This is a genomic window from Nocardia terpenica (genome assembly GCF_013186535.1).
GTDB classification, from domain to species: Bacteria; Actinomycetota; Actinomycetes; order Mycobacteriales; family Mycobacteriaceae; genus Nocardia; species Nocardia terpenica.
The window spans coordinates 2,003,089-2,022,443 of the sequence record NZ_JABMCZ010000002.1 but is presented as its reverse complement, the minus strand read 5'-3'; the positions used below and the strand labels follow the sequence as shown (position 1 = coordinate 2,022,443).

Annotated in this window: 17 protein-coding genes and 1 pseudogene; 3 read left to right on the top strand and 15 right to left on the bottom strand. The window is 69.2% G+C overall.

What is annotated here, in order from left to right; all coding sequences use genetic code 11:
- The 8 genes and pseudogenes from HPY32_RS21155 to HPY32_RS21120 form a co-directional block, all read right to left on the bottom strand.
- Positions 1-836: C40 family peptidase (locus HPY32_RS21155; RefSeq protein ID WP_216676157.1), on the bottom strand; the 836-nt coding region annotated here is incomplete at its 3' end.
- A 355-nt stretch (positions 837-1,191) separates the two neighbouring features.
- A pseudogene (locus tag HPY32_RS46575) lies at positions 1,192-1,725 on the bottom strand (replication-relaxation family protein); the annotation flags it as partial.
- Positions 1,726-2,529: 804 nt separating this feature from the next.
- Positions 2,530-4,503, bottom strand: a complete 1,974-nt coding sequence (locus HPY32_RS21145; protein WP_171982962.1) for a type IV secretory system conjugative DNA transfer family protein — start codon at positions 4,501-4,503, stop codon at positions 2,530-2,532.
- Positions 4,503-7,625: a TraG/VirB4 family ATPase gene (locus HPY32_RS21140; RefSeq protein ID WP_067578686.1), complete on the bottom strand. Its 3,123-nt coding sequence runs from the start codon at positions 7,623-7,625 to the stop codon at positions 4,503-4,505. Before HPY32_RS21140 ends, HPY32_RS21145 begins: the two co-directional genes overlap by 1 nt.
- A gap of 198 nt (positions 7,626-7,823) precedes the next feature.
- Positions 7,824-9,278, bottom strand: a complete 1,455-nt coding sequence (locus tag HPY32_RS21135; protein ID WP_507236500.1) for a TrbL/VirB6 family protein — start codon at positions 9,276-9,278, stop codon at positions 7,824-7,826.
- A complete protein-coding gene (locus HPY32_RS21130) occupies positions 9,244-9,426 on the bottom strand; it encodes a hypothetical protein (RefSeq protein WP_171982961.1) in 183 nt (60 codons plus the stop codon). The genes HPY32_RS21135 and HPY32_RS21130 overlap by 35 nt, the downstream gene beginning before the upstream one ends.
- Positions 9,427-9,535: 109 nt before the next feature.
- Positions 9,536-9,934, bottom strand: a complete 399-nt coding sequence (locus HPY32_RS21125) for a pilin (RefSeq protein ID WP_197696342.1) — start codon at positions 9,932-9,934, stop codon at positions 9,536-9,538.
- A complete protein-coding gene (locus HPY32_RS21120; RefSeq protein WP_067578691.1) occupies positions 9,931-10,881 on the bottom strand; it encodes a hypothetical protein in 951 nt (316 codons plus the stop codon). Before HPY32_RS21120 ends, HPY32_RS21125 begins: the two co-directional genes overlap by 4 nt.
- A gap of 465 nt (positions 10,882-11,346) precedes the next feature.
- On the opposite strand from HPY32_RS21120, the gene HPY32_RS21115 reads away from it, so the two are divergent.
- Both HPY32_RS21115 and HPY32_RS21110 read left to right on the top strand, forming a co-directional pair.
- Complete coding sequence (locus HPY32_RS21115; RefSeq protein ID WP_067578693.1) at positions 11,347-11,997, top strand: hypothetical protein; 651 nt, start codon at positions 11,347-11,349, stop codon at positions 11,995-11,997.
- Between the two features lie 77 nt (positions 11,998-12,074).
- Complete coding sequence (locus tag HPY32_RS21110; protein WP_067578695.1) at positions 12,075-13,070, top strand: TRM11 family SAM-dependent methyltransferase; 996 nt, start codon at positions 12,075-12,077, stop codon at positions 13,068-13,070.
- 487 nt (positions 13,071-13,557) lie between these two features.
- On the opposite strand, the gene HPY32_RS21105 is transcribed toward HPY32_RS21110, so the two are convergent.
- From HPY32_RS21105 to HPY32_RS21070, 7 genes are all read right to left on the bottom strand, one after another.
- Positions 13,558-14,100 carry a hypothetical protein gene (locus tag HPY32_RS21105; RefSeq protein WP_067578697.1) on the bottom strand — a complete coding sequence of 181 codons (543 nt, stop codon included), beginning with the start codon at positions 14,098-14,100 and terminating at the stop codon, positions 13,558-13,560.
- A gap of 427 nt (positions 14,101-14,527) precedes the next feature.
- The gene (locus tag HPY32_RS21095; RefSeq protein WP_067578700.1) at positions 14,528-15,400 is read right to left on the bottom strand and encodes a nucleoside hydrolase; all 873 of its coding nucleotides are present in this window, start codon (positions 15,398-15,400) and stop codon (positions 14,528-14,530) included.
- Between the two features lie 162 nt (positions 15,401-15,562).
- A complete protein-coding gene (locus HPY32_RS21090; protein WP_067578701.1) occupies positions 15,563-15,784 on the bottom strand; it encodes an SH3 domain-containing protein in 222 nt (73 codons plus the stop codon).
- On the bottom strand, positions 15,774-16,124 hold the full coding sequence (locus HPY32_RS21085) for a hypothetical protein (RefSeq protein WP_156673906.1): 351 nt from the start codon (positions 16,122-16,124) through the stop codon (positions 15,774-15,776). Before HPY32_RS21085 ends, HPY32_RS21090 begins: the two co-directional genes overlap by 11 nt.
- A 213-nt stretch (positions 16,125-16,337) precedes the next feature.
- Entirely contained in the window at positions 16,338-16,817 is a 480-nt protein-coding gene (locus HPY32_RS21080; protein WP_067578706.1) for a hypothetical protein, read from the bottom strand.
- On the bottom strand, positions 16,807-17,211 hold the full coding sequence (locus HPY32_RS21075; protein WP_156673907.1) for a hypothetical protein: 405 nt from the start codon (positions 17,209-17,211) through the stop codon (positions 16,807-16,809). Before HPY32_RS21075 ends, HPY32_RS21080 begins: the two co-directional genes overlap by 11 nt.
- Positions 17,212-17,567: 356 nt before the next feature.
- On the bottom strand, positions 17,568-17,936 hold the full coding sequence (locus tag HPY32_RS21070) for a hypothetical protein (protein ID WP_156673908.1): 369 nt from the start codon (positions 17,934-17,936) through the stop codon (positions 17,568-17,570).
- Positions 17,937-18,472: 536 nt separating this feature from the next.
- On the opposite strand from HPY32_RS21070, the gene HPY32_RS21065 reads away from it, so the two are divergent.
- Entirely contained in the window at positions 18,473-19,348 is an 876-nt protein-coding gene (locus HPY32_RS21065) for a helix-turn-helix domain-containing protein (protein WP_067578715.1), read from the top strand.
- Positions 19,349-19,355 lie beyond the last annotated feature (7 nt).

Sequence of the window (19,355 nt, the reverse complement as noted above, 5' to 3'; positions counted from 1 at the left end):
CGTCTTTGTTGTTGGCGTAGAAGATGAGGTCGCCGGGTGGATTTGGTTTTCCGGGATGGGGTGGTGGCGTGGTATTGCTCGTCGGCGGTGCGGGGCAGGTCGATTCCGGCGGCGGCGTAGGCGGCTTTTGTCAGGCCGGAGCAGTCCCAGCCGCCGGATGTGTCGGGGCCGTTGCCTCCCCAGACGTAGGGTTGGCCGAGCTGGGAGCAGGCGAAGGTGAGCGCGGTGACCGCGGCCGGGTCGAGGGCCGAGATGTGTTGGCAGTCGGTGGATTCGGGTTGTGGTGTGGCGCGGTAGCGGGCGGCTTGGTCGAGGACTTGGTGGACATACCAGTCGGCGTGGTTGTAGGCGAACAGGGCGCGGTGTAGGTCGGTGGGTGCGCCGGTGTCGCAGAGTTCGTAGGCGGCGGCGTGGATGGCGTCGCTGGCGTTGTAGCGCGACGGTGGGCTGGCCCCGCCCGGCGGCAACCGGTGCCGGGCGGTCACCGAGTCGAAGGTGGCTGCCAGGAACTGCATCGGACCTGCCGCGCCCGCGGAATTTTCGCCGCCGCTGACTCCTGGCAGGGGGCTTCTGCCGTGGTCTGTCTCGACTTTGCCGATGGCGGCCAGGATGGTCCAGTCCAGGCCGGGGCAGTCGCGCGACGCCTGGCGGTAGAGCGCGAGTTTGTCGGCGGGGATGTCGGCCACGGCGTCGGGGCTCGGCACCGATCCGCCGGTGGCGGGGGCGGTGAGGCTGGTGCGGGCGGAGTCGACGGCGACGACGGTGACGGTGACCGCGCCGATGGTGACGGCAGCGAACAGGGCCGTGGCGGCGGTACCCGCGGCTGCGCCGAACATCACGGCGTGGCTTCCCGGGGCGGGCGTGGTGGCGGTGGTGGGAGCACGGTGCGCCGGTCCGCCGCCGGGTTCTCGGTGTTGTCGGGTCCGGTGGTGCCGGTTGGCTGTGGCCAGGCGGTGGTGAGCCGGTGCAGGGCGAGCCGGGTCCGGCCGCCGCTGGCCGCCGGGGGTGCAGCGGCAGCCAGACCGGCCCGGCCGGGTCGGTCTCGGCGGCGGCGGTGTAGTCGGCGGCGGCGGTGGCGATCGGCACGGTGGCTGGGTCGGGTAGTGCGGCGGCTGTGGCGTGCAGGGCGGTGCGGGCGGCGGCTTCGCGCCCGCTGGTGGGTAGCCACAGCAGTAGTGGGGTGGTGATGCCGGTGGCGGTGGCCAGGTTCGCGTAGCCTGCGAGTTTGCCGCAGACCTGGGTGAGTGACTCTGTGCCGCAGTCGTATTCGAGGAAGAACTCGACACCCGGGAGGCCGGGCTGGGTGGGGTCGAGGCGGCCGTAGCCGTCGGGGCGGGCCAGGTCGCCCCACAGCCGGGTGCAGCGGGTGTGTGACCACCACGCGGTCAGCACGCCCTGAGTGGGGCTGGTGGTGGCGAGGTCGGTGAACCAGTCGTTGACGGCGACGTCGTGGCGTAGCCGGAGGCTGTGGGCCAGTGCGAGTGCGCGGTCGTGGCGCCAGCGCAGCTCGCGGATGTCGAGGCCGTGCTCGCCGGCCAGGACCGCGGCTCCGGCCGGGGCGAGGATCCAATGCCAGGGTGCGGTGCCGACCAGGCGGCGGGGCCGGAAGCGGTCGATCACCCCGGTCTGGTGCAGGGTCTGCAGGCGTCGGCTGGCGCGGCGGTCGGCGGTGAATGCCAGCGCCGCGATCTGGGTGGTGGTCAGGACGCGATGCTCGTACAGCATCCACAGCAACCACCGATCCCGCCCGGTCAGCACCGTGGCCAGTGCGGCCTGCCCGGCCGGGACGGCCCGCCGGGGTGCGGGCGGGAATCGGTGCGCGCGGGTCGGTCCGCGGCGGGTGACGTGGGTCATCGGAATACACCTCCAGCGGCGGGGGACGGGGAATGGCCGGGGTATACGGCGGGAATGCCGGGTGGCAGGGCCGTGTCAGCGGCGGCGCGGGTCGGGCGGGCGGTGCCCGGGGCCGGTGTCGCCGATCGGGGGCGGGACGCGGGCGGGGTGGGCGTGGGCCGTGCGATGCCGTTGGTTGCGATGCCGTTGGTGTGGGTGCGGGCGGCGGCGCGGATGTGGGCCGATCGGCCTCGGATGGGCGGGGGAAGCGGTGCGGTGGCGACGGTGAACGGGGGCGCGTTCTGGCCTCGGACGAACAGGCGCGCGGCGGCGTGGTAGGCGTCCAGGTGGGCGAGGTCGTGCTCGCTGAGCTGGGGCAGGGTATGGCGGGCCAGGTCGCGGGCGTCTTCGGGTGACACGGCGAAACAGATCTTGTTTCTGGCGTTGGTGGAGACCGCGTCGCGCAGGGTGGGGGTGAGCTGGCCGAGGTTCTGATGCGCCAGCACCATCGACAGTTTCAAGGCCCTGGCCTCGGCGAGCATGTCTTCCACCGGTGTGGACGAGTGCAGGAAGTTGTGGAATTCGTCGAGGTAGAGCGCGGCGTCGCGGCGCTGTGTGGCGGGTGTGGCGGCGCGGGCGGTGACGGCCTGCCAGGTGCGAGCCACCAGCAGCGCACCGACCAGGCGGGTGGTTTCTTCACCGAGCCGCCCTTTGGGCAGGCGGGCCAGCACCAGGCCGCCCTGGTCGAGAATCTGGCCGATGTCGACGGTGGCCGGGCCACCGGCCACGGCGGTCTTGACGAAAGGCCGCAGCAGCAGGTGGCGCAGCTTGTTCATCAGCGGCGCGGGTCAGCTGGCCGCGCCCGGCGTCGCCGAGGGCCTCGAAGTTGGTCCAGAACCCGTGCAGCACAGGGTCGCTCACGGTGGCGGTCAACCGGGCCGGTAGGTGTCGTCGGTCAGCAGGCGCGCGACGTCGGCCAGGGTGGCGGGTGCGGGTTGAGTACATACCGTCAGCAGGCTGGAGCGGAACAGGTCGTCGGTGCGGGGGCCCCAGAACTGGTGGTAGATGCGGGCGAAGATGGTGCCGAGGTTGTCCACGACCAGGTCGAGGTCTGCGCCGACGGTGGTGGTGTCGAGGGGATTGATACACGGAGGCGGCTGGCGGAGTCGGCGTCGAACAGCACCACGGTGTCCGCGCAGCGGCGTGGTAAGCGTTTGAGTAGGTCGTGATCAGGTCGCCTTTGGGGTCGATGAGGACCAGACCGCGCCCGGCGTCGGCGTCGGCGAGCACCATCTGCCCCAGCAGCGTCGATTTTCCGCATCCGGTGGGCCCGAGGATGTGGACGTGGTGGCGGGCGTCGGCGACCCGCATGGCCACCGTCCGCCCCGGTGCGGCGTCGGCTGTCCCGAGCGGTTTCGTGGCCGGTCCGGCGAAGGCGACGATCGCGCTGGGGGCCAGCGCGCGGGCTCCGGCGCGGTGGATCTCGGCGATCCCCGCGTCCAGGGGCAGGTGCGCGATCGTCGCGAGTTCCGGCGTCGACAGCAGGTCACCGCGCCCGAGGCGTCGCTCGGTCAGCACGGTGGACAGCCGGAAGCGGCGGTGCCGCGCGTAGTGGTTGTAGTCCGAACAGCTCGAGAAGCAGGACGACAGCGCATGGGCGCGGCCCCGGGCGACCTTGCGGGCACGGACACATGCCTGCGTGTCGCTGCCGGTGGGGACGGGGGCGGTGACGGCGTAGCGGATGACGGTGGCCCAGTGTGTGCCGCGGGTCTTGACCGCGGCGGCGCGGTCGCGCGCGGATTGTTCCAGGCTGGCCTGCCGATCAGCGGACCGCGGAGCGGGCCGGGGTGCACCGTTGCGGGTCTGTGCCCGGCCGAAGAACAGGCCGAACATCTCACGAACCAGATCCCCCGCTATCCCGGCCAAAAGACCCGATGCCAGCCCTGCTCCCCGGCCGGGGCGGCTGGTATGGCGGGCGCGGCGGCCGAAGACGGGGCGGGCTAGGACCTGCAGGCACGCATGGTAGCCGGGGGGCATGCCTGCGGCGGCGGCGATCAATGCGGCGGCGGAGTCGCCGTGGGAGTCGGTGCGGATCGGCCACTGCTCCGGTCGACCGAGCCGCAGCTCCCCACCCACCAGCACGTTCTGGTGCCCGGCGACAGGCGGGGGCATCGGCGGTGCGGCGGCCACGGTGCGGGTGCGCGCTCCGCGCCAGGATGCGGCGACCGCGTTCTCGACCAGGTGCGGCGGGACAACCGACGGCACCCAGATCCGGATCACCGCACCGTCGTCCGGGCTGATCCGGTATTCGAACCCGAGGTGTGGGGTTCCGAACAGCATGCGCCGCCACAGTGGGTGTTCGAGTGCGCCGTGCAGCTGCTCCCACAAGACTTCTGCGCTGGTGGGCTGGACCTCGGGCGGGATGAGGATCTCGACGTGGCGGGCCCCGTCGGCCCAGCGCCGCTCGCGCAGCCTGCGTACCCGGGCGGTCAGGGCGAGGATGCCCGCCGCGGCGAGGACGGTAATGCAGGCCGCCGGGACCGCGTAGTGGACGGCGAGCGCGAGAACGCGGTCGCCGACAACGCCGGGGTGCGTGAGCAGCTCCCCCACCGTCGGCCCGTAGCTGCCGCCGTCTGCGGGAGTGGTCTGGGTGTGATATCCGGTGCCCATCACTGCGGCACCTCGACGTAGGGGTCACCGTCACCGTCGTCGGCATCGGCATCGGCATCGGCATCGGCATCGGCATCGTCGGTGAAGTCGTTTTCGTTGTCGACGTCGATGTCCTCGTCGTCTTCGGCAGGCCAGTCGACTTCGTCGGCGCCGAGGTCGATCTCGGTATCGTCGGTGTCGTCGCCGGGGAGGGCGATGTAGCCGGGGTCGTCGGTGTCGGTGTCGAACTCCGGGGACGTGGTCGCCAGCTGGTGCTCGGCGAGGGAGGCGACCGAGGCGAAGACGGTGCGCTGGTGCGCGCCGACAGCGAGGAGGCCGTGACCGCGGTCGGCGGTCAGCAGGAACCGACGCTCCCCCTCGGACAGGCCGAACGCGTCGCCGACCTCGTCGATCGACTGCGGGGCTTGGCGCAACAGCACCTGGGTGGCCGCATTGGCGACGATCGCTCGACCGAGATCGGTGGACAGCACGTCGGGTCCGTCCTGGGTGGCAACGGTCAACCCGGCCAGATACTTACGGGCCGACTTGGCCAGCCGGAACAAGAACCTCGCTCCGGCCGGTTGCCGCATCAGCAGCCATGCTTCGTCCACCACGACCAGGCGGGGCCGCCGCGTCACGGGGTCGCTGACCCGACGCCAGGTCGCGTCCAATGCGAGCAGGGTGCCGATGGTCTTGAGTTCCTCGGGCAGGGCCCGCAGCGAGTACACGATCAACCCGCCCTCGGCCCCGTGGGTGGTGGCACCGTCGAGCAGCTCACCGAACGCACCACCGCGGACATACGGGGCCAGGGCGGCGGCGAGTTCTGCCGCCACCGGGTTCCCGGCAGCGGCGAGCTGCTCGCGCAGCAGGCTCAACGATGGAGCGGGCCGCACCCAGGTGGCCGGGTTACCGGTGATCCCGGCCGCGGTGTAGGTGGCGGTCAGCGCGGTGTCGAGCACGGCGCGCTGGGCCGGGGTCTGCTCGCCGAGCAGGACCGCGATCACGGTGTGCAGGTACAGCTTTCGCCGAGTGAGCGTGTCGGCGGTGGCGGTGCGCCGACCGGTGGGACCGATATGGATGTCGAGATCGAAGGGGTTGACGCAGACGCCGGTGGCACCCAGCGGGATGCGGACACCGCCGACGGCGTCGGCCAGGGCCGCGTACTCGTCCTCGGGGTCGATGACCACGGTTTCGATGCCCCGATACAACGACCGCAGGATTTCGGTCTTCACCAGGTAGGACTTGCCGGACCCGGAGCGGCCGAGGATGACCTCGTTGTGGTTGTGCATGCTGGGCCCGAAGCGGTCGTGGAACAGCAGCCCGGCGGCGCCGTCGCGCCCGTACAGCACCCCGGCCGGGCGGGTGGCGACCGGGTCGGCGGGCGGTAGCTGCGCGGAGGCGAACGGGACGGCCGCGGCGAGGGCGTGGCTGTCGAAGGTGCGGTGCGCCCGGATCGGATCCAGGCCCAGCGGCAGGGTGGTCACCCAACCTCCGACGGCGCGGTAGGTCAGCGGGCAGGTGTCGATCAGCAGGCTCGCACACAGGGTGCGCAGCGCGGCGACCTGCCCGGCCAGCTCCCGTTCGGAGCCCGCGTGCACCGTCAGATACACCCCGGCCCTAAACAATCGGGACTCACCGCGGGCCAGCTGCGCCGACAACACGGCAGCGTCCTCGGCAGCCACTTCGACCGCCGGATCGGCGACCCGCTGGTTCATCGTCGCCGACATCATCGACGATTCCAGGCGGGCGATCTGTCGGCGCAACCGCAGCGCGGCGGTCTCGGCCGGAATCGGCTCGATGTGCACCGCAATATCCACCCGGCCCGGGAACGCCGACAGCGGTGTCAGCCACCCGGCGGCCACTTCCCGCGGGTAGCCCGTGACCGCGATCGTCGCCACGAAATCCGCCCCCACCTCGAGGTGACGGGTGCCGATGGTCAACGACTCCGGCGCGAACTCCACCACCCGGCGGCCTCGACGCGCCAGCAGACCACCCCGGCGACGGGCATGAGCGCGGGCGCAGTCGTGCACGGTCGTCGGGTTTTCCTCCCCCGTCTGTTCGGCCTGGTCTTCGGCGTCGGTGTCGAAGGTTGCGCCGGTGAACGCGCTCTGGCCGAGGGTGATGATCTCGGTGGGGCCTGCGGCGTCGGTAGCGCTCGAAGGGACGAGGTTGGCGGGGTTGGTGCAGCTGGTCAGGATCGCTCGCGCCGCGTCGTCGTCGAGCACGCGGACGCCGATACCCAGCGGTGCCAGCATGTCGGTGGCTTCGTCGACGCGGGCCAGCAACCGTGCCTGGGCGGCGTGGCGCTCGGCGGCGGAGATCTCGCGGTCGCGGCGGCCCCGGGCGGTGAACCCGCCCACGGGGGAGGCGGCCAGGCGGGTGGCGGGGCCGAGCGGTTCGCGCCACACCAACAAGACCTGCCGGTGCGCGGCGGTGTCGTCGTCGGCCAGCTCGGCGAGATGGCGGGTGTGGTCGCGAGCGTATTCGGCCAGCTCCGGTGACATGTCCTCGGCCGCGGCCCGCAGGCGCGCGATGTGGCCGGTCACGTCCAGGCGCACCGAGCGCAGCAGGATCTGCACGCCGTGCCGGGACAGCCCGTGCAGGTATCCGGCGAGCGCGCTTACCAGCCCGGCCTGCTCGGCCGGGGTCCGCAGCGCGAGGTTGATGCTGGTCGCGGCGGCGATCACCGCGATCCCGTCGGCACCGAGGTCGACCACACCGACCCCGCCCGCACCGGTGACGGTGCGCGGCAGCGGGGCTGTGCCGGTGGTGATCGGTTGCGCGGTCACCGGCCGCGGCCCGGTCGCGGTGGCGGTGAGCCAGCCCGGCGCACCGGCGCGATCGTGCTGATCGGAACCGACGGCGATCAGGCGACGGGGCCGCATCCGGTGCCGCAGCGCGGTGAGCAGAAGCTGATCACCCGACATCCCGTCGCGAGTGGTGAGGATGGTGGCGGTCGCGAGGGCAGCGACCGGGGCCGCGACGGCGGCGAACACCGCGACCGGCACGACCACCCGGGTGGCCGCCCACGTCAGCAGCAGCGCGACGCCGGTGGCGGTGAGCAGGGCGAGTTGGCGGGCGGTGAACGGGCCGACGATCCGGTCGGGCCGCTCTACATCGGACGGGATGCGGTACATGCTCATTGGGCACCTCCAGAAGCAGGCCGACGACAACGGCGGCGAACGGGAAGATCGGGAAGGGGAAGATGCAGCTGCCGACCGGCAGCACGCGGTGCAGGGGGAGCCACCCACACCGGGGCGGGGGCCGGTCGCGGCACCCGGGGCACCCCGAGCGGCAGCACGTACTGGCCGCCCTTGGTGACCTGCACTCGCGCATACGGATCACCAACCGTGGGTCTGGGTTCGGGCGGCGGGTACCGCAGTGTCAGCTGGCGGCCCGTGCCAGCCCGTTTCCGCACGGGTGCTCCGGTGTCCGAGCCAGCCGTGGTAGTGGCCGGTGTCGTGCGCGTCCGGGGCGGGCGCATCGGGGCGGCCGGGCGGCGCTGGCGTGTGGTGGGACTGGCGTAGAACAAGGCCATCTGGCCGGGCGGGCGGGGCGCTTCGGGAGACAGCTGCGGGCCCGGCTTGAACAGGTCCAGCCGCAGCTGCTGACCGGTATGCGGTGAGGGCGGTGAACCCGGCACGCGCCGCGGCCGTTTCGCCGCCGGGACCGCAGGCGCGGGTTTGACCCGGGTGAGCCCCTGCAACGGCAACAGCAGCTGACCGTCGGCAGTCGTTTTCTCCCGCCAGTACGGGTCGGCGGCATCCCGCATCGCGTTCCGCTGCGCGCGGCTCGGCTTCGACGGGTGCGTCCTGGGTTTCGGGGTACGGAGGTTGCCTGGCGACGGCCCTGGCACCCTGGCGGAGCAGACCGAAGGTCTTGTACGCGATGAACCCGCGCACCATCCCGCCGACCATGGAATGGCCGCCGCCGATCCGCAGCGCCGACAGCAGCCAGAAGGGGGTTTTGACCAGGATCGCCACCATGGCGATCGACACGATCAGGGTCACCAGACCGCCGGTGTTCGGGCCGAAGAAACTCCATCCGCCGGGGGTGAGGAATACGCGGGCGGCGGTGATCAAGGTCAGTGACTGCACCACCTGGATGGCCAGGCACGCACCGATGGCTCGCCACCACCATCGGGCGATCGGCTCGGTCACCGGCAGCCCATGACACATGAGCGCCAACGGGGCGGCCACGATCAACACGATGGTGATCGCGACCCGGACCACGTACCCGACAAACAGCAGCAAGACCAGCACGATGAGCGCGGCCGACAACAACAGCACGAAGATGCCCGACCCGGGGCCCGCGGTGACCAGCTGCTGCAACGCCTGCCCGGCCGAACCCGGATCGGCTCCGTCCCCGGCCAGCGCCGCCGACACCGCGTTCGCCGCGCGCACCGCCTCGGTGGCCAGCGGGAAACTCAAGGCCGCCGCGAGCATGCCGAGCACGATCCGGGGCACGATCTCACGCACCGACCACCGCGACTGCAGCGTCTGATACGACATCAACACGATCCCCGCGGCCATCACCAGCAGCCCGTACACGGTGACGGTGAGCTGCCACGACGACGACCACAACTGCCCGACATGCGGCAACGTGACCGGATCCGGAGTCGCCAACAACGTGGTCGACAGCAACCTCAGCAACGGATTCAAGGCCGAAGCGACCAGGTTGGCGAAAAACCCGTCCATCGCCTTGACCACACAGCCGGAAATATGGTCGATCCCACACTCAGGCTCGCCCGCACTGCCCGCATCACCGGAGCCCGGACCCGGCCTCGACCCACACATCGGGGAAGCGGGATCCGTGCACGGCGCGGTCGGGGGCGCGGCGGGCGGCACCGTTGCCGGAACCGTGGGTGCCGGGGTCGGGGCGGGGGCGGCTGGTGCGGTGACCACCGGCGGTGCCGGGGGCGGGGTGGTGGCCGGGTCCGCCCATGCCGCAGCGGTGCTGGCCGCCACCATGAGTGCAGCCGCAGCGACGGTCAGCAACCACCGCCACCGGGCCCGGTGCGCGCCTCCGCCCGCGCGGGTGGGGGCAGACATGGTCAGCCCCCCACCAGGGATTTGAGGACTTCCACGACGACCGGGGCGAGGATAGCCAGGCTGTAGCCGATCAGCGCGGCCCGCACACACGCCTTAGCTCGCTCGACCTCACCGGCGTCGCCACCCGAGAGCAGGTAGCGGGCCCCGCCAACGGTCAAGTAGACCGTGGCGACGGTGGCCAGGATGCCGATCAGCCAGTTCCGCAGGTGCGTACACACTTCGTCGAGCGACCCGGCCACCGCCAGCACCACCGGATCCGCCGCCGCCGGAGCCGCCGCAGCAACCACGGCGGCAACCGAGACCACCCCGGCAGCGAGCACCGCTCCGCCGGGCCTGCGCAGGCGTTGACGACCATCGGCACGACGGGCGAAGAAGGGCCGAAAAACGGGGGAACGGGTCATGCGCATCGGCGCACCTCCTGGCGAGCGGGTTGCGGGTCCGCGAGAGCCTGTGAAGGCGCCCGCACTGGAGACACTCCTGCCGCATCGCCGTTTTCGGACATCGCCCGCCACAACTTTTTGCGCGGGGCCTGGCCGACAGCGCGAGTGAGGTTGTCCACGGCGGCGGCCTCGACCTCGCTGAACCCCGCCGACAGCGACTCCTGCAGGCGGTGGGTGAGCCACTGCGCCAGTCGCAGCTCGGCGCGGCGGCGGCGCTTGACCACGGTGTCGTAGTCGATCCCGACGTCGGCGGCAACGCCGTGCAACGGCTGGCCGTCCAGGCGGGTGTCGGCGATCAGCCGGGCTTCGGCTGCGGTGAGCACCCCCTCGGCGACCGCCAACTCCAACAGCTCGTCCGGATGCCCGCGCCGGGCGTGCCCCAGGTCGATCGATACCGGAATATCGGCGTCCTCGTCGATGCTGTCCGGGCTGGTCACCCACCACGACGGGACCGATGCCAACCGGCGCTCCCGGATCGCCGCGCGGCACCGGTGATAGACCGCCCACCGCAGTCGCGACGCCACATACGGGCGCGACAGGTCGATCCAGTCCACGGCTTCCAGGAGTGCGGTCAGCACCATGGCCTGGGTGTCGTGACGGTGGGTCCAGTGCCCGGTCAAGGTGGACGACAGCGTCGACAGCATCGGCAACGCGAAACCCGCACACACCAGTACCGGGACCTCCTGCCTGGTCCGGGCCCGAGTCACCAGCTCCGCCCACACCGCATCGACCTCAGCCAGGGGAACCCGACGATCGAGAACCCGCCGCGACGCCTGCCTGATACTCATCGGCCCCCACGACGGCGGCAGACCGTCCATCTGCTGGTCGGCCAGCTCACCGAACCGTTTCCGGACCAACTGCAGCGCTGTCGGCGTTACCCGGCGGACCCGCTTCTTCCGTGAATTCATGGACTTACCTCCTGTGCTCAGCGAAAAAATCGACCCAGCAAGGACACAGGAGACCCGCCACAAAACACTGTCAGAAACAATTCACGACGAATTCAGAAAAACCTCAAAACGCATTCACGGCCAAGCCGTGCAGCACGTCCCCACCCGGCCGCGCCCACCCCTGAAGACACTACGGAAACAACCCTCTACCAGGAGGTGAGCGCGCCGTGTAACGCTGCTGTGGCGCTCCATCACAGCGCCACACGACCGCCACAGAATCAACCGCGCTCGGCGAAAAAACTCCGAGACTACTAGCCCCCGGCTTGCCATTGCCCACGCCTGCCTCACGTGCAAGCAACCCTTTCCGGCCGATTTCGGAGCGGCACGAGACATGGATTAAAAATCTTTCCTGCTCGATGTCCGAAAAGCGGCTGAAGGGAGGAGTCCTTCCGGTAGAAACACTCGACCGGAAATGAGGTACTCCCGATGACCCAGAACCAACTCACCGGCCGCACCGCCGCCCGGGGAACAGGGACAGCACCCGCCATGATCCCGACCACGCTGTGGGCGGCCGGGCCGACACCGATCGACCCGCACGACCCGTGGCCGCCGCGCCTGCTCACCCGAGCCGTGCTCGAATACAGCCGCCCCGGCGACCGGGTCATGCTGCTCCCCGACGCCAGCACCCCCACCACCTCGACCCTTGCCGAACTCGGCCGGACCCTCGTTCCCGCGACCACCGACCCGGACGAGTCGGTGCCCGTCGCCGACACCGACCTGATCCTGACCACCCTGCTCCCGGAGCCCGAACCACATACCGTGCCGGAGGCAGTCCAGACGGCATCAGCCCGGTTACGAGTCGGCGGCCTGCTCATCGTGTTCAGCCGCTGCAGCCACGACAGCGATGGTCACCTGCGCGACTTCTCCGGCCACCTGGTCAGCGCCGCACAACACTGCGACCTGCTCTACCTGCAGCACCTGATCGCCGCACCCGTCCACGGCACCGCCATCGTCGCCGCCCCCACCCACCCCGGCACCCCGTGCCGCATTGTGGGCGGTCCGAACGAGCACAACGACATCATCCATACCGATGTCTCGGTGTTCTTGCAGCCGCACGACCTCACCACCGCCGCATGAACCCCGGCCCCACACGACGCCCACACGCGCCGCACGACCCCGACGCATCCACCCTCACCGCGAAAGGCCATCCCCCTATGTCCACCAGCGAACCCACCACCGCGCACGACCACACCCCCGCCCAGGCGCGGGTATCGGTGTGGGCGACCGCGCAGACCGCGCCCGCCGCCCAGCGCGGCACGCGCTACCACCGCGACTCCTCAGCGCACCCGGCGAAAATGCTGCCCCACATCGCCGCCGCAGCCATCACCCGCTACAGCAAACCCGGCGACCTGGTGATGGACCCCATGTGCGGAATCGGCACCACCCTGATCGAAGCACTCCACCTCGACCGCCAAGCCGTCGGCGTCGAATACGAGCCCCGCTGGGCCGACATCGCGCGAACCAACCTGAAGATCGCTCTCGAACACGGCATCAACACCGAAGCCAACGTATACACCGGCGATGCCCGCAAACTCGCCACCTGCCTGCCCGCCGCACTGCGCGGCACCGTCGACCTGCTCATCACCTCACCCCCATACGGAGACTCCACACACGGCCACGTCCGCGTCCGCGCCGGGGAAGGAGTGCACAAAACCAACAACCGCTACGGCAACACCCTCGACCGCGGCAACCTCGCCAACCTCGGCGTCCCCCGCCTGTTGACAGGATTCACCCGCATCCTCACCGCCGCCGCCGACTACCTCAAACCCGGCGCACACGTCATCATCACCGCCCGCCCCTGGCGACAGCACGCCGAACTGATCGACCTACCCTCACTACTCACCGAATGCGCCCAAACCGCCGGACTCGTCCCCATCGACCGAGCCGCAGCACTACTCGGCCGCCTCACCAACGGCAGCATCGTCGCACACAGCTCCTTCTTCCAACGCGACTTCGTCCTCAAAAACCGCGACGCCGGACTGCCCCTGGCCCTCATCGCACACGAAGATGTCCTGGTCTTCCGCAAACCTCAAAAGTGCTCAAGTTCGCAGAAACTGAAGCATCTTCAGCGGGAACCCGAGTGGTCATCGGGCTCGTCTGGGGCGTTCGAGGCTCGGGCTGGCCATGACCCTGGGGACGTGGCGGCGTGAGTGTCGCCGAGCGTTGTGCGGCCGATTGCGGACCGAGGTCGTGGCGGGTCTTCGTGGTCTCCGCCTGCCGCCGCCGCTGTCGTATCTCGCGTGCCGGTCGTATTCGGGAGCGAGCCGTTTGACGAGTTCGGCCGCATTCTCCCGAGTTCCGGTCCGGCTAGCCGGACCGGAACTCGGGAGTTGTCTCGAATCCCACTGTGGCCCAACGACTCGATACTGCTGAGGAGGTGAGACAAGCTGGGGCAGACCGACACTGGCGTAGGCGCACAACACGCACACCGCCCAGACCCCCAAACCGATCAGCACGGTGGTCACCTCGGCCTCCGAGGGTTAGCCCAGCCTTGTAGGCAAAGCCGGACGACAACGATCACGGTCACCAACGCCGCACCGGCGGATGGCCGCAACGCGCTGCCAGCGTTACTGGACGGGCCACCACCGCGACAAGGTCTCGACCTGTCGCGGGAGTGGTAGCGAATTCGTGTGCTGCTCATGGCGTTTCCCGTAGGTGTATCGGGCCCGGCCTCGCTCCTCGGCGGTGGTCGGAGGTGAGGTGTGGGCGGATCTGGTGCAGCAGCCAGGTGCGAGTCGGCGGCTGTATCGGGTGGTGACCGAGGTGGCGGACCCACCGCCACGACCCGGCCGCGTTGGCCCCGGGCAGTGGGATCCGGTGGCCGTGGGGGACCACGACCACGTGGTCGGCGGCTAGGAGCCGATTCATACGCGGGGGTATGGGTTCGGTGGGGTCGACGAGGAAGATTCGCCGGTGTCCGAGCGGGTCGGCCAGCACCGGCAGCACCACCTGCGGATCCGCCGACTGAATCACCCTCGCCCCCAACGCCTGTGGCATCGAGACCGCGCCCAGTGCTGGCCCGGCCACGGTCACCGGCCGCCCGCACTCGACCCAGACCGGCACCGCGAGCTGGCGTTGCAATGCCCGCGCGAGGTCGATGATCGAGTCCGGTCGGCACTCGTCGATCGGCTCGGGATCACCGGGGCTCGTCGCCTGGGGCTCGTCAGGCTGGCCGATCATGGCAGCCACCGTCGGGCAAGGTCACCGGGAGTCGGTGCTCGGTACGCACCCGGGTGCGGGTCGACCGGTGCCGATGATCTCGCGCCGGGCTGGTCTTCTCGAGTGGCGGAGGCGGTGGCGCGTTGGATGACTCGGACGCGGATGGCTTTGGGACGTTTCTGATAGTCGCGGGCGAGGGTGTAGCTGACGATGTCACCGCCCGTCGGCGGCGCAGCGTCGGGGTCCGCCAGTCCCGACGCGGGGACGAACAGGTCCGGATTCCCGCCGGTTCCGGCGATGAACCCGTATCTGTGGCGCGGGAGAAAGAACTTCATGACACCGGTAGGCACAACTGCTCCAATCACTGCGGCAGGGAGGGAGATGGAATCGGTCAAGACGGCGAGATAGGCGCGTGTCCGGAGACGTCGGCGAGACGGAAGACTCGCGGTCACCGGCCGTCGTCTTCGGAGTCGAGGTTGATGGCTTGCTGGAGGCGGATTTCGGGGATGACCCGGCTCAACCAGGTGGCGAATGCGGCGTAGTCGATGGAGGTGGTGACCGTGAGGGGCCGCCCGGCCGGGCTGCGGTGCAGGCGGGCGTCGGGGCCGACGAGGATCGGCTCGGTGACGAACTCGGCGACTCGGGCGCCCACCGCGACGGCGACGGCGACCGAGTCGGCCTGCCAGCTGCCGTCGGGGCGGCGGGCGAACCAGCGGTCGCAATACAGTTCCGCGAGCTGGGCGAAGGGGGTGTCGGTGGTGTGGAACCAGTCCACGAGCGGCGAGTCCGGAGTGACGGAGAGCCCCGGGTGGTTGGTGTGGGTCGACAACACCAGCCGGGGCCGGTGCGCCATGCGCAGAGTGACTCCGGCGGCGACCTGGTCGATGTGCAAGTTGTGGCTGGCACGAGGCATTTTTCGGTAGTGGTCGAGCCATCCGCCCTGCAGCACCAAGTCGGTGGTCTCGCTCAGGTGCGGGTGCCGGTAGAGCAGGGCGGCGATGTTGGTGAACGCGCCGAGCCCGATCACCGTGACCGGGGCATGCTCGGCACCGGTGGCGACGATCTCGACGGCGTCGCCGTGCGGGACCGGGGGCAGGGGGTAGTCGGCGAACAGGAAGCGGGTGTCGCTGTCGGCGAGTTCACCGCCCGCGACGACGGGCACCTCGGGACGGCCGAGCAGATCCAGCACCAGCCTCGCCAGACAGGCTCGCCGCCCGCGGGTCTCATCGGAGGTGATCACGATCAACCGGCAGATGGTGCGCGCGGCCACCCACAAGGCGATCAACTCGTCGAGGTCCCAACCGATCTGGCTGTCGAGCACATAGATCCGCGAATCATCAACCCCCGCAACCGGAGTCGAGCTGGAGGGTGCGGGTTCGGTGGCTGGGAGGTCGGCTGAGGTTGGAACGAGTTCAGGGTTCATGACGGTTCCCTTGGATGGTTGTCGGTCTGGTGGTGAGGGCGAAACGGGTTGTCGCCGTGGTCATGCCGGGCGGCATGGCTGGATGGTTTCGTCGGCGGCGAGGCGGGTGAGGCTGGCCAGCCGGACCAGGCAGTCGTCGGGCAGGTGATTGCGGTGCAGGACGTGCAACTGCTGCGCGCGGGCACGAGTGAGCGGTCCGAGGAACTCGACCCGGCACATCACCTCCGCGAACCGACTGTCGGCAGGGACGAACAGATGTGGATGCAGGCGGTCATCGGTCATGACGACCCCGGATGGCGGTCGCGGCGGCGGTGATGGCGTCGGCCAGCGCGGGCACGCCGGGCCGGGTCCGGCCCTGCGGCGGACGTATCCACACCCGGATCGGGTCACCGGGGGTCGGCAATCCGATCACGCCACGCGGGACCACGACCATCACCCCGAATCGCAACAGCCGCATCGCGATTCGCTCCGATTCCCCCACCGAGGTCGGACCGTCGCCCAGCAGCATCCACACCGTCGAATGAATCGACACCACCGGCACCGGTACCAGCCCCGCGGCCGCGAGCACCTGCACCGCCAGCGAGCGCGGCATCATCAACCCCGACACCGGACCCGCGCTCACGTACAGACCGCCGTCCCCGCAGAAAGCATTCAACCCGAATTCTCGCCGATAAACATCGCGCCTTTCGGTAACCTCGTGCATCGAGACCGAATACCGGGTTTCAGGCACAGCTGTAGTAACCATCGAATTCTCCTCTATCTGTAATCAGGTGAAATAAAACCGGTTGATCGGAAGATATTTTCTCGCGGCCCGTGAATGCGGCAGCGGCCAGAATCAGGAGGCCAGAGCCTGCGTACGTAGGGCGGGGTCGACGCATTCACGAACCAGGGCCAGCAGCAGTTGGAGCGACGGAATCAACCCGCCCGGTGCGGGAGCGTTGATCCAGGACTCCTCGGTCTCCAACGCTGTCAGAGTCCGGGGTAGCAGGACCCGGGTACCGTGCGGGAGCACCGCCACGGCATGGGCGGCCAACAGCCCTGCGATCGTGGCGCTGATCCGGCCTGGTCCGGGCACGACCAAGGCCACATGGTTACCCCACAGCCGCTCGCGGAACACCGGGATCTCGGCGGCGAGCAGGCCACACACCGCGCGGCTCAGCGCCCCCGGCATCATGACCGCCCCGACCGAGGAGTCGGCCGTCAGCGTCGGCAGCCCGCCATGGACAGCGACGGGAGCCAGCCCGCATTCGCGGTACCACCGGCACACCTGTTCCCCGGCGTCCGTATCGGTATCCGGGTCGACGTCAATGGACATCGGACACCTCCACGACGTGGGCGTGGCCTCGGCTGGCGATGTAGTCGAGCACGCAGATACGAGCCACCCCCATCCCGGACAGGTGCCCGGTGAAGGTCAGCACCAGGTGCGCCTCGGCACGAGCGCACTCGGCGACCAGACGCACCAGCTCCGGCGGCAGCTGGCAGCTCTGCGGGGAGGACTCGTGGAAGACACTGGCGAGTTGATGGTGATACTCGGCCGAAGCGATACGGGCCAACACGGCGTCACACGCCTCGACCGCATCGTCCGCGATCAAATCCGTGCGCAGGTAGCCGTAACACAACGGCGGCAACCCCGCCACGCCACCGGCGGCGGTCACGGGGCAGCATGCGCTCGTCGAGTTCGGATCGCGATTTCGATGATGGTCGAACATGACCTCTCCTTGCCTGGAATATTCGGCGCGCGCAAGTGCGCGGAGGCCCTCGACAGCGACCGTTCCGGCACCGGACAAGCCGCCGATCGCGTACTCGAATGTTTCGATCACCTCCCCCGACGTTTTCTCTGCTCGAATTGGTTTCTCGCCCACACACGAGAACTGGTCGGTGCACTGCTCCCACGGCGGCGCTCACGGGGCGCAGCGGTACGCGGGGCGATGCCGTCAATGAAGGTGATCTCAGCGAAATGCGCCGTTGTCCTGGCGAACTCCTCCGCCGCGCCGTGTTCGGCGTGATGGTGTAGCAGCAGACCGGCGTCGAATCGCACGATCAGATGACACGCCTGCATGTTCGGTCACCCCCGCTCTCTGCGGTCCCAATGCGCCGAGGAGCCGAGCGCCAAGGGGTGCAACGGGATTCGAAGCGAAGGTGGGCGACGCGGCCACCGATGCAGCGGGTGCAGCGACCACAAGTCGGCTTCGACCCGGACCGCCGCCCGCCACGCTCCCAGATGCGTCAACGCCGGGACCACGACCGCAGAGATATCCGGGCCCGCAAGACTGGCGATCAACAGCGGAAACGACGCCTCCGACCACACCACCGAAATCCCCCGCAACCGCAACCCGCGCGCAGAGGCCCACTGACGCAGCTGCTGAATTTGCGCAGACACTTCGGACCCGGCGATGTCGGCCCGCACGATGCCGTAGGCCCACCCACCGGTCATCGCCATTCCCACCGCTCGGAAGACCGACCCGCAGTCAAGCGCAAAGGAGCAACAATCCGCAGACACCACTGGCGCACCCGTACCAAGACCGGTTGGCCGACGTGGTCCCGCGACTGGCGCGCCGTCACCCCCAGGATGTACGGGGTGCAACGCAGTCGGACCCGGATCTCGTCGCGGTCAGCCTGCGGCGTGGGATAGAGCCGGGCACTGGGTTTCAGCAGAGCCTCCGTATCTGGGGCTTCTATACGCGACGCGAATAGCGGTGCCACGGGCACCGTTCTGGTGGCAAGCTGCATGGTCCAACCCCTTGCCGCTGGTCGCAGGGCTCGGATGCCCCGCGGCGGGAGAGCCGACCGCCTCGTTCGGAGGCGACGTGCCACAACGTGACGACCGACACAGCTAATATAGACCTGGTAAATAAGACCACGCAACCATATCGGGTATCAATTTGGGGAATAATTTGGAGGTCTATTGCGAAGTGTTGCTTGGTGTACGGTACGTGCAGTGGGCCTCCACGGCTGGAAGAAGGGTCTCTGATGCCACCGATCTCGTCCGTAGCCGCGAAGTGGGAGATCGTCGCCATGTGCCGCGAAAGGCGTGACGAACTGGGCATAACCGGGCCTGCACTCGCCAAGGCGGCCCAGGTCTCGTCCACGTTCTGGTCGAGGTTCGAGAATGAGAAGAAGCTCGTTGGTCCAGAGAAGTTCGCTGCGGTGCTCGACGCCCTCGAGTTCCCCAGGGAGCAGCGAGAGCACCTGATGAAGTTGCGCGAGGACGCGATGGGTAGCGGCTGGTGGGCCGCCTACAGCAAGATCTTCTCTTCCCAGCACGTCAACCTGTACGGCCTCGAATACGGCGCCGAAGAGGTGCGGACCTACGAAAGCTTGCTCATCCCGGGCTTGCTCCAGACAGAGGCATACGCACGAGCGCTGATCGAGGCCGACCAGGTCGGCATCCCAGCCAAAGAGGTCCAACGCCGCGTCGCCGCCCGAATGAAGCGCCAAGAACGCCTGTCTGGTGACGACCCGCTTCACCTCGTCTCCGTGATCAGCCAAGCCGCGGTCGAGCAACAGTTCGGAGGACCCGAGGTACTCCACGACCAGCTCCGCCAGCTGGCCAACACGATCAAGGGCAACCGAGAGACCATCGACGTCAGGATCATCCCGTTCACCAGCCGGACGGGACCGATTATCGGTGGTTGCACCTTCCACCTACTTGAGTTCACCAGCCCGACCCTCGGCCCGCTCGCGTGGTACGAGTCGCCGCTTGAGGCCAAGATGATCGATGACCCCGATAAGGTCTTCGACCTCAGTCGATCGTTCCAGCACGTGCAAGACCAAGCCCTCAGCCCGGCTGATTCTCTGGCATTGATCGAAGAATCCGTAGACAAATTGAAACTATCGAATGAGTAGGATCTCT

Coding starts and splice junctions, on each gene's coding strand:
- HPY32_RS21145 (WP_171982962.1), bottom strand. CDS start 4,503: ATGGGCACCGGATATCACACCCAGACCACTCCCGCAGACGGCGGCAGC.
- HPY32_RS21140 (WP_067578686.1), bottom strand. CDS start 7,625: ATGAGCATGTACCGCATCCCGTCCGATGTAGAGCGGCCCGACCGGATC.
- HPY32_RS21135 (WP_507236500.1), bottom strand. CDS start 9,278: ATGTGTGGGTCGAGGCCGGGTCCGGGCTCCGGTGATGCGGGCAGTGCG.
- HPY32_RS21130 (WP_171982961.1), bottom strand. CDS start 9,426: ATGGGCGGACCCGGCCACCACCCCGCCCCCGGCACCGCCGGTGGTCAC.
- HPY32_RS21125 (WP_197696342.1), bottom strand. CDS start 9,934: ATGACCCGTTCCCCCGTTTTTCGGCCCTTCTTCGCCCGTCGTGCCGAT.
- HPY32_RS21120 (WP_067578691.1), bottom strand. CDS start 10,881: ATGAATTCACGGAAGAAGCGGGTCCGCCGGGTAACGCCGACAGCGCTG.
- HPY32_RS21115 (WP_067578693.1), top strand. CDS start 11,347: ATGACCCAGAACCAACTCACCGGCCGCACCGCCGCCCGGGGAACAGGG.
- HPY32_RS21110 (WP_067578695.1), top strand. CDS start 12,075: ATGTCCACCAGCGAACCCACCACCGCGCACGACCACACCCCCGCCCAG.
- HPY32_RS21105 (WP_067578697.1), bottom strand. CDS start 14,100: ATGATCGGCCAGCCTGACGAGCCCCAGGCGACGAGCCCCGGTGATCCC.
- HPY32_RS21090 (WP_067578701.1), bottom strand. CDS start 15,784: ATGACCGATGACCGCCTGCATCCACATCTGTTCGTCCCTGCCGACAGT.
- HPY32_RS21080 (WP_067578706.1), bottom strand. CDS start 16,817: ATGTCCATTGACGTCGACCCGGATACCGATACGGACGCCGGGGAACAG.
- HPY32_RS21075 (WP_156673907.1), bottom strand. CDS start 17,211: ATGTTCGACCATCATCGAAATCGCGATCCGAACTCGACGAGCGCATGC.
- HPY32_RS21070 (WP_156673908.1), bottom strand. CDS start 17,936: ATGACCGGTGGGTGGGCCTACGGCATCGTGCGGGCCGACATCGCCGGG.
- HPY32_RS21065 (WP_067578715.1), top strand. CDS start 18,473: ATGCCACCGATCTCGTCCGTAGCCGCGAAGTGGGAGATCGTCGCCATG.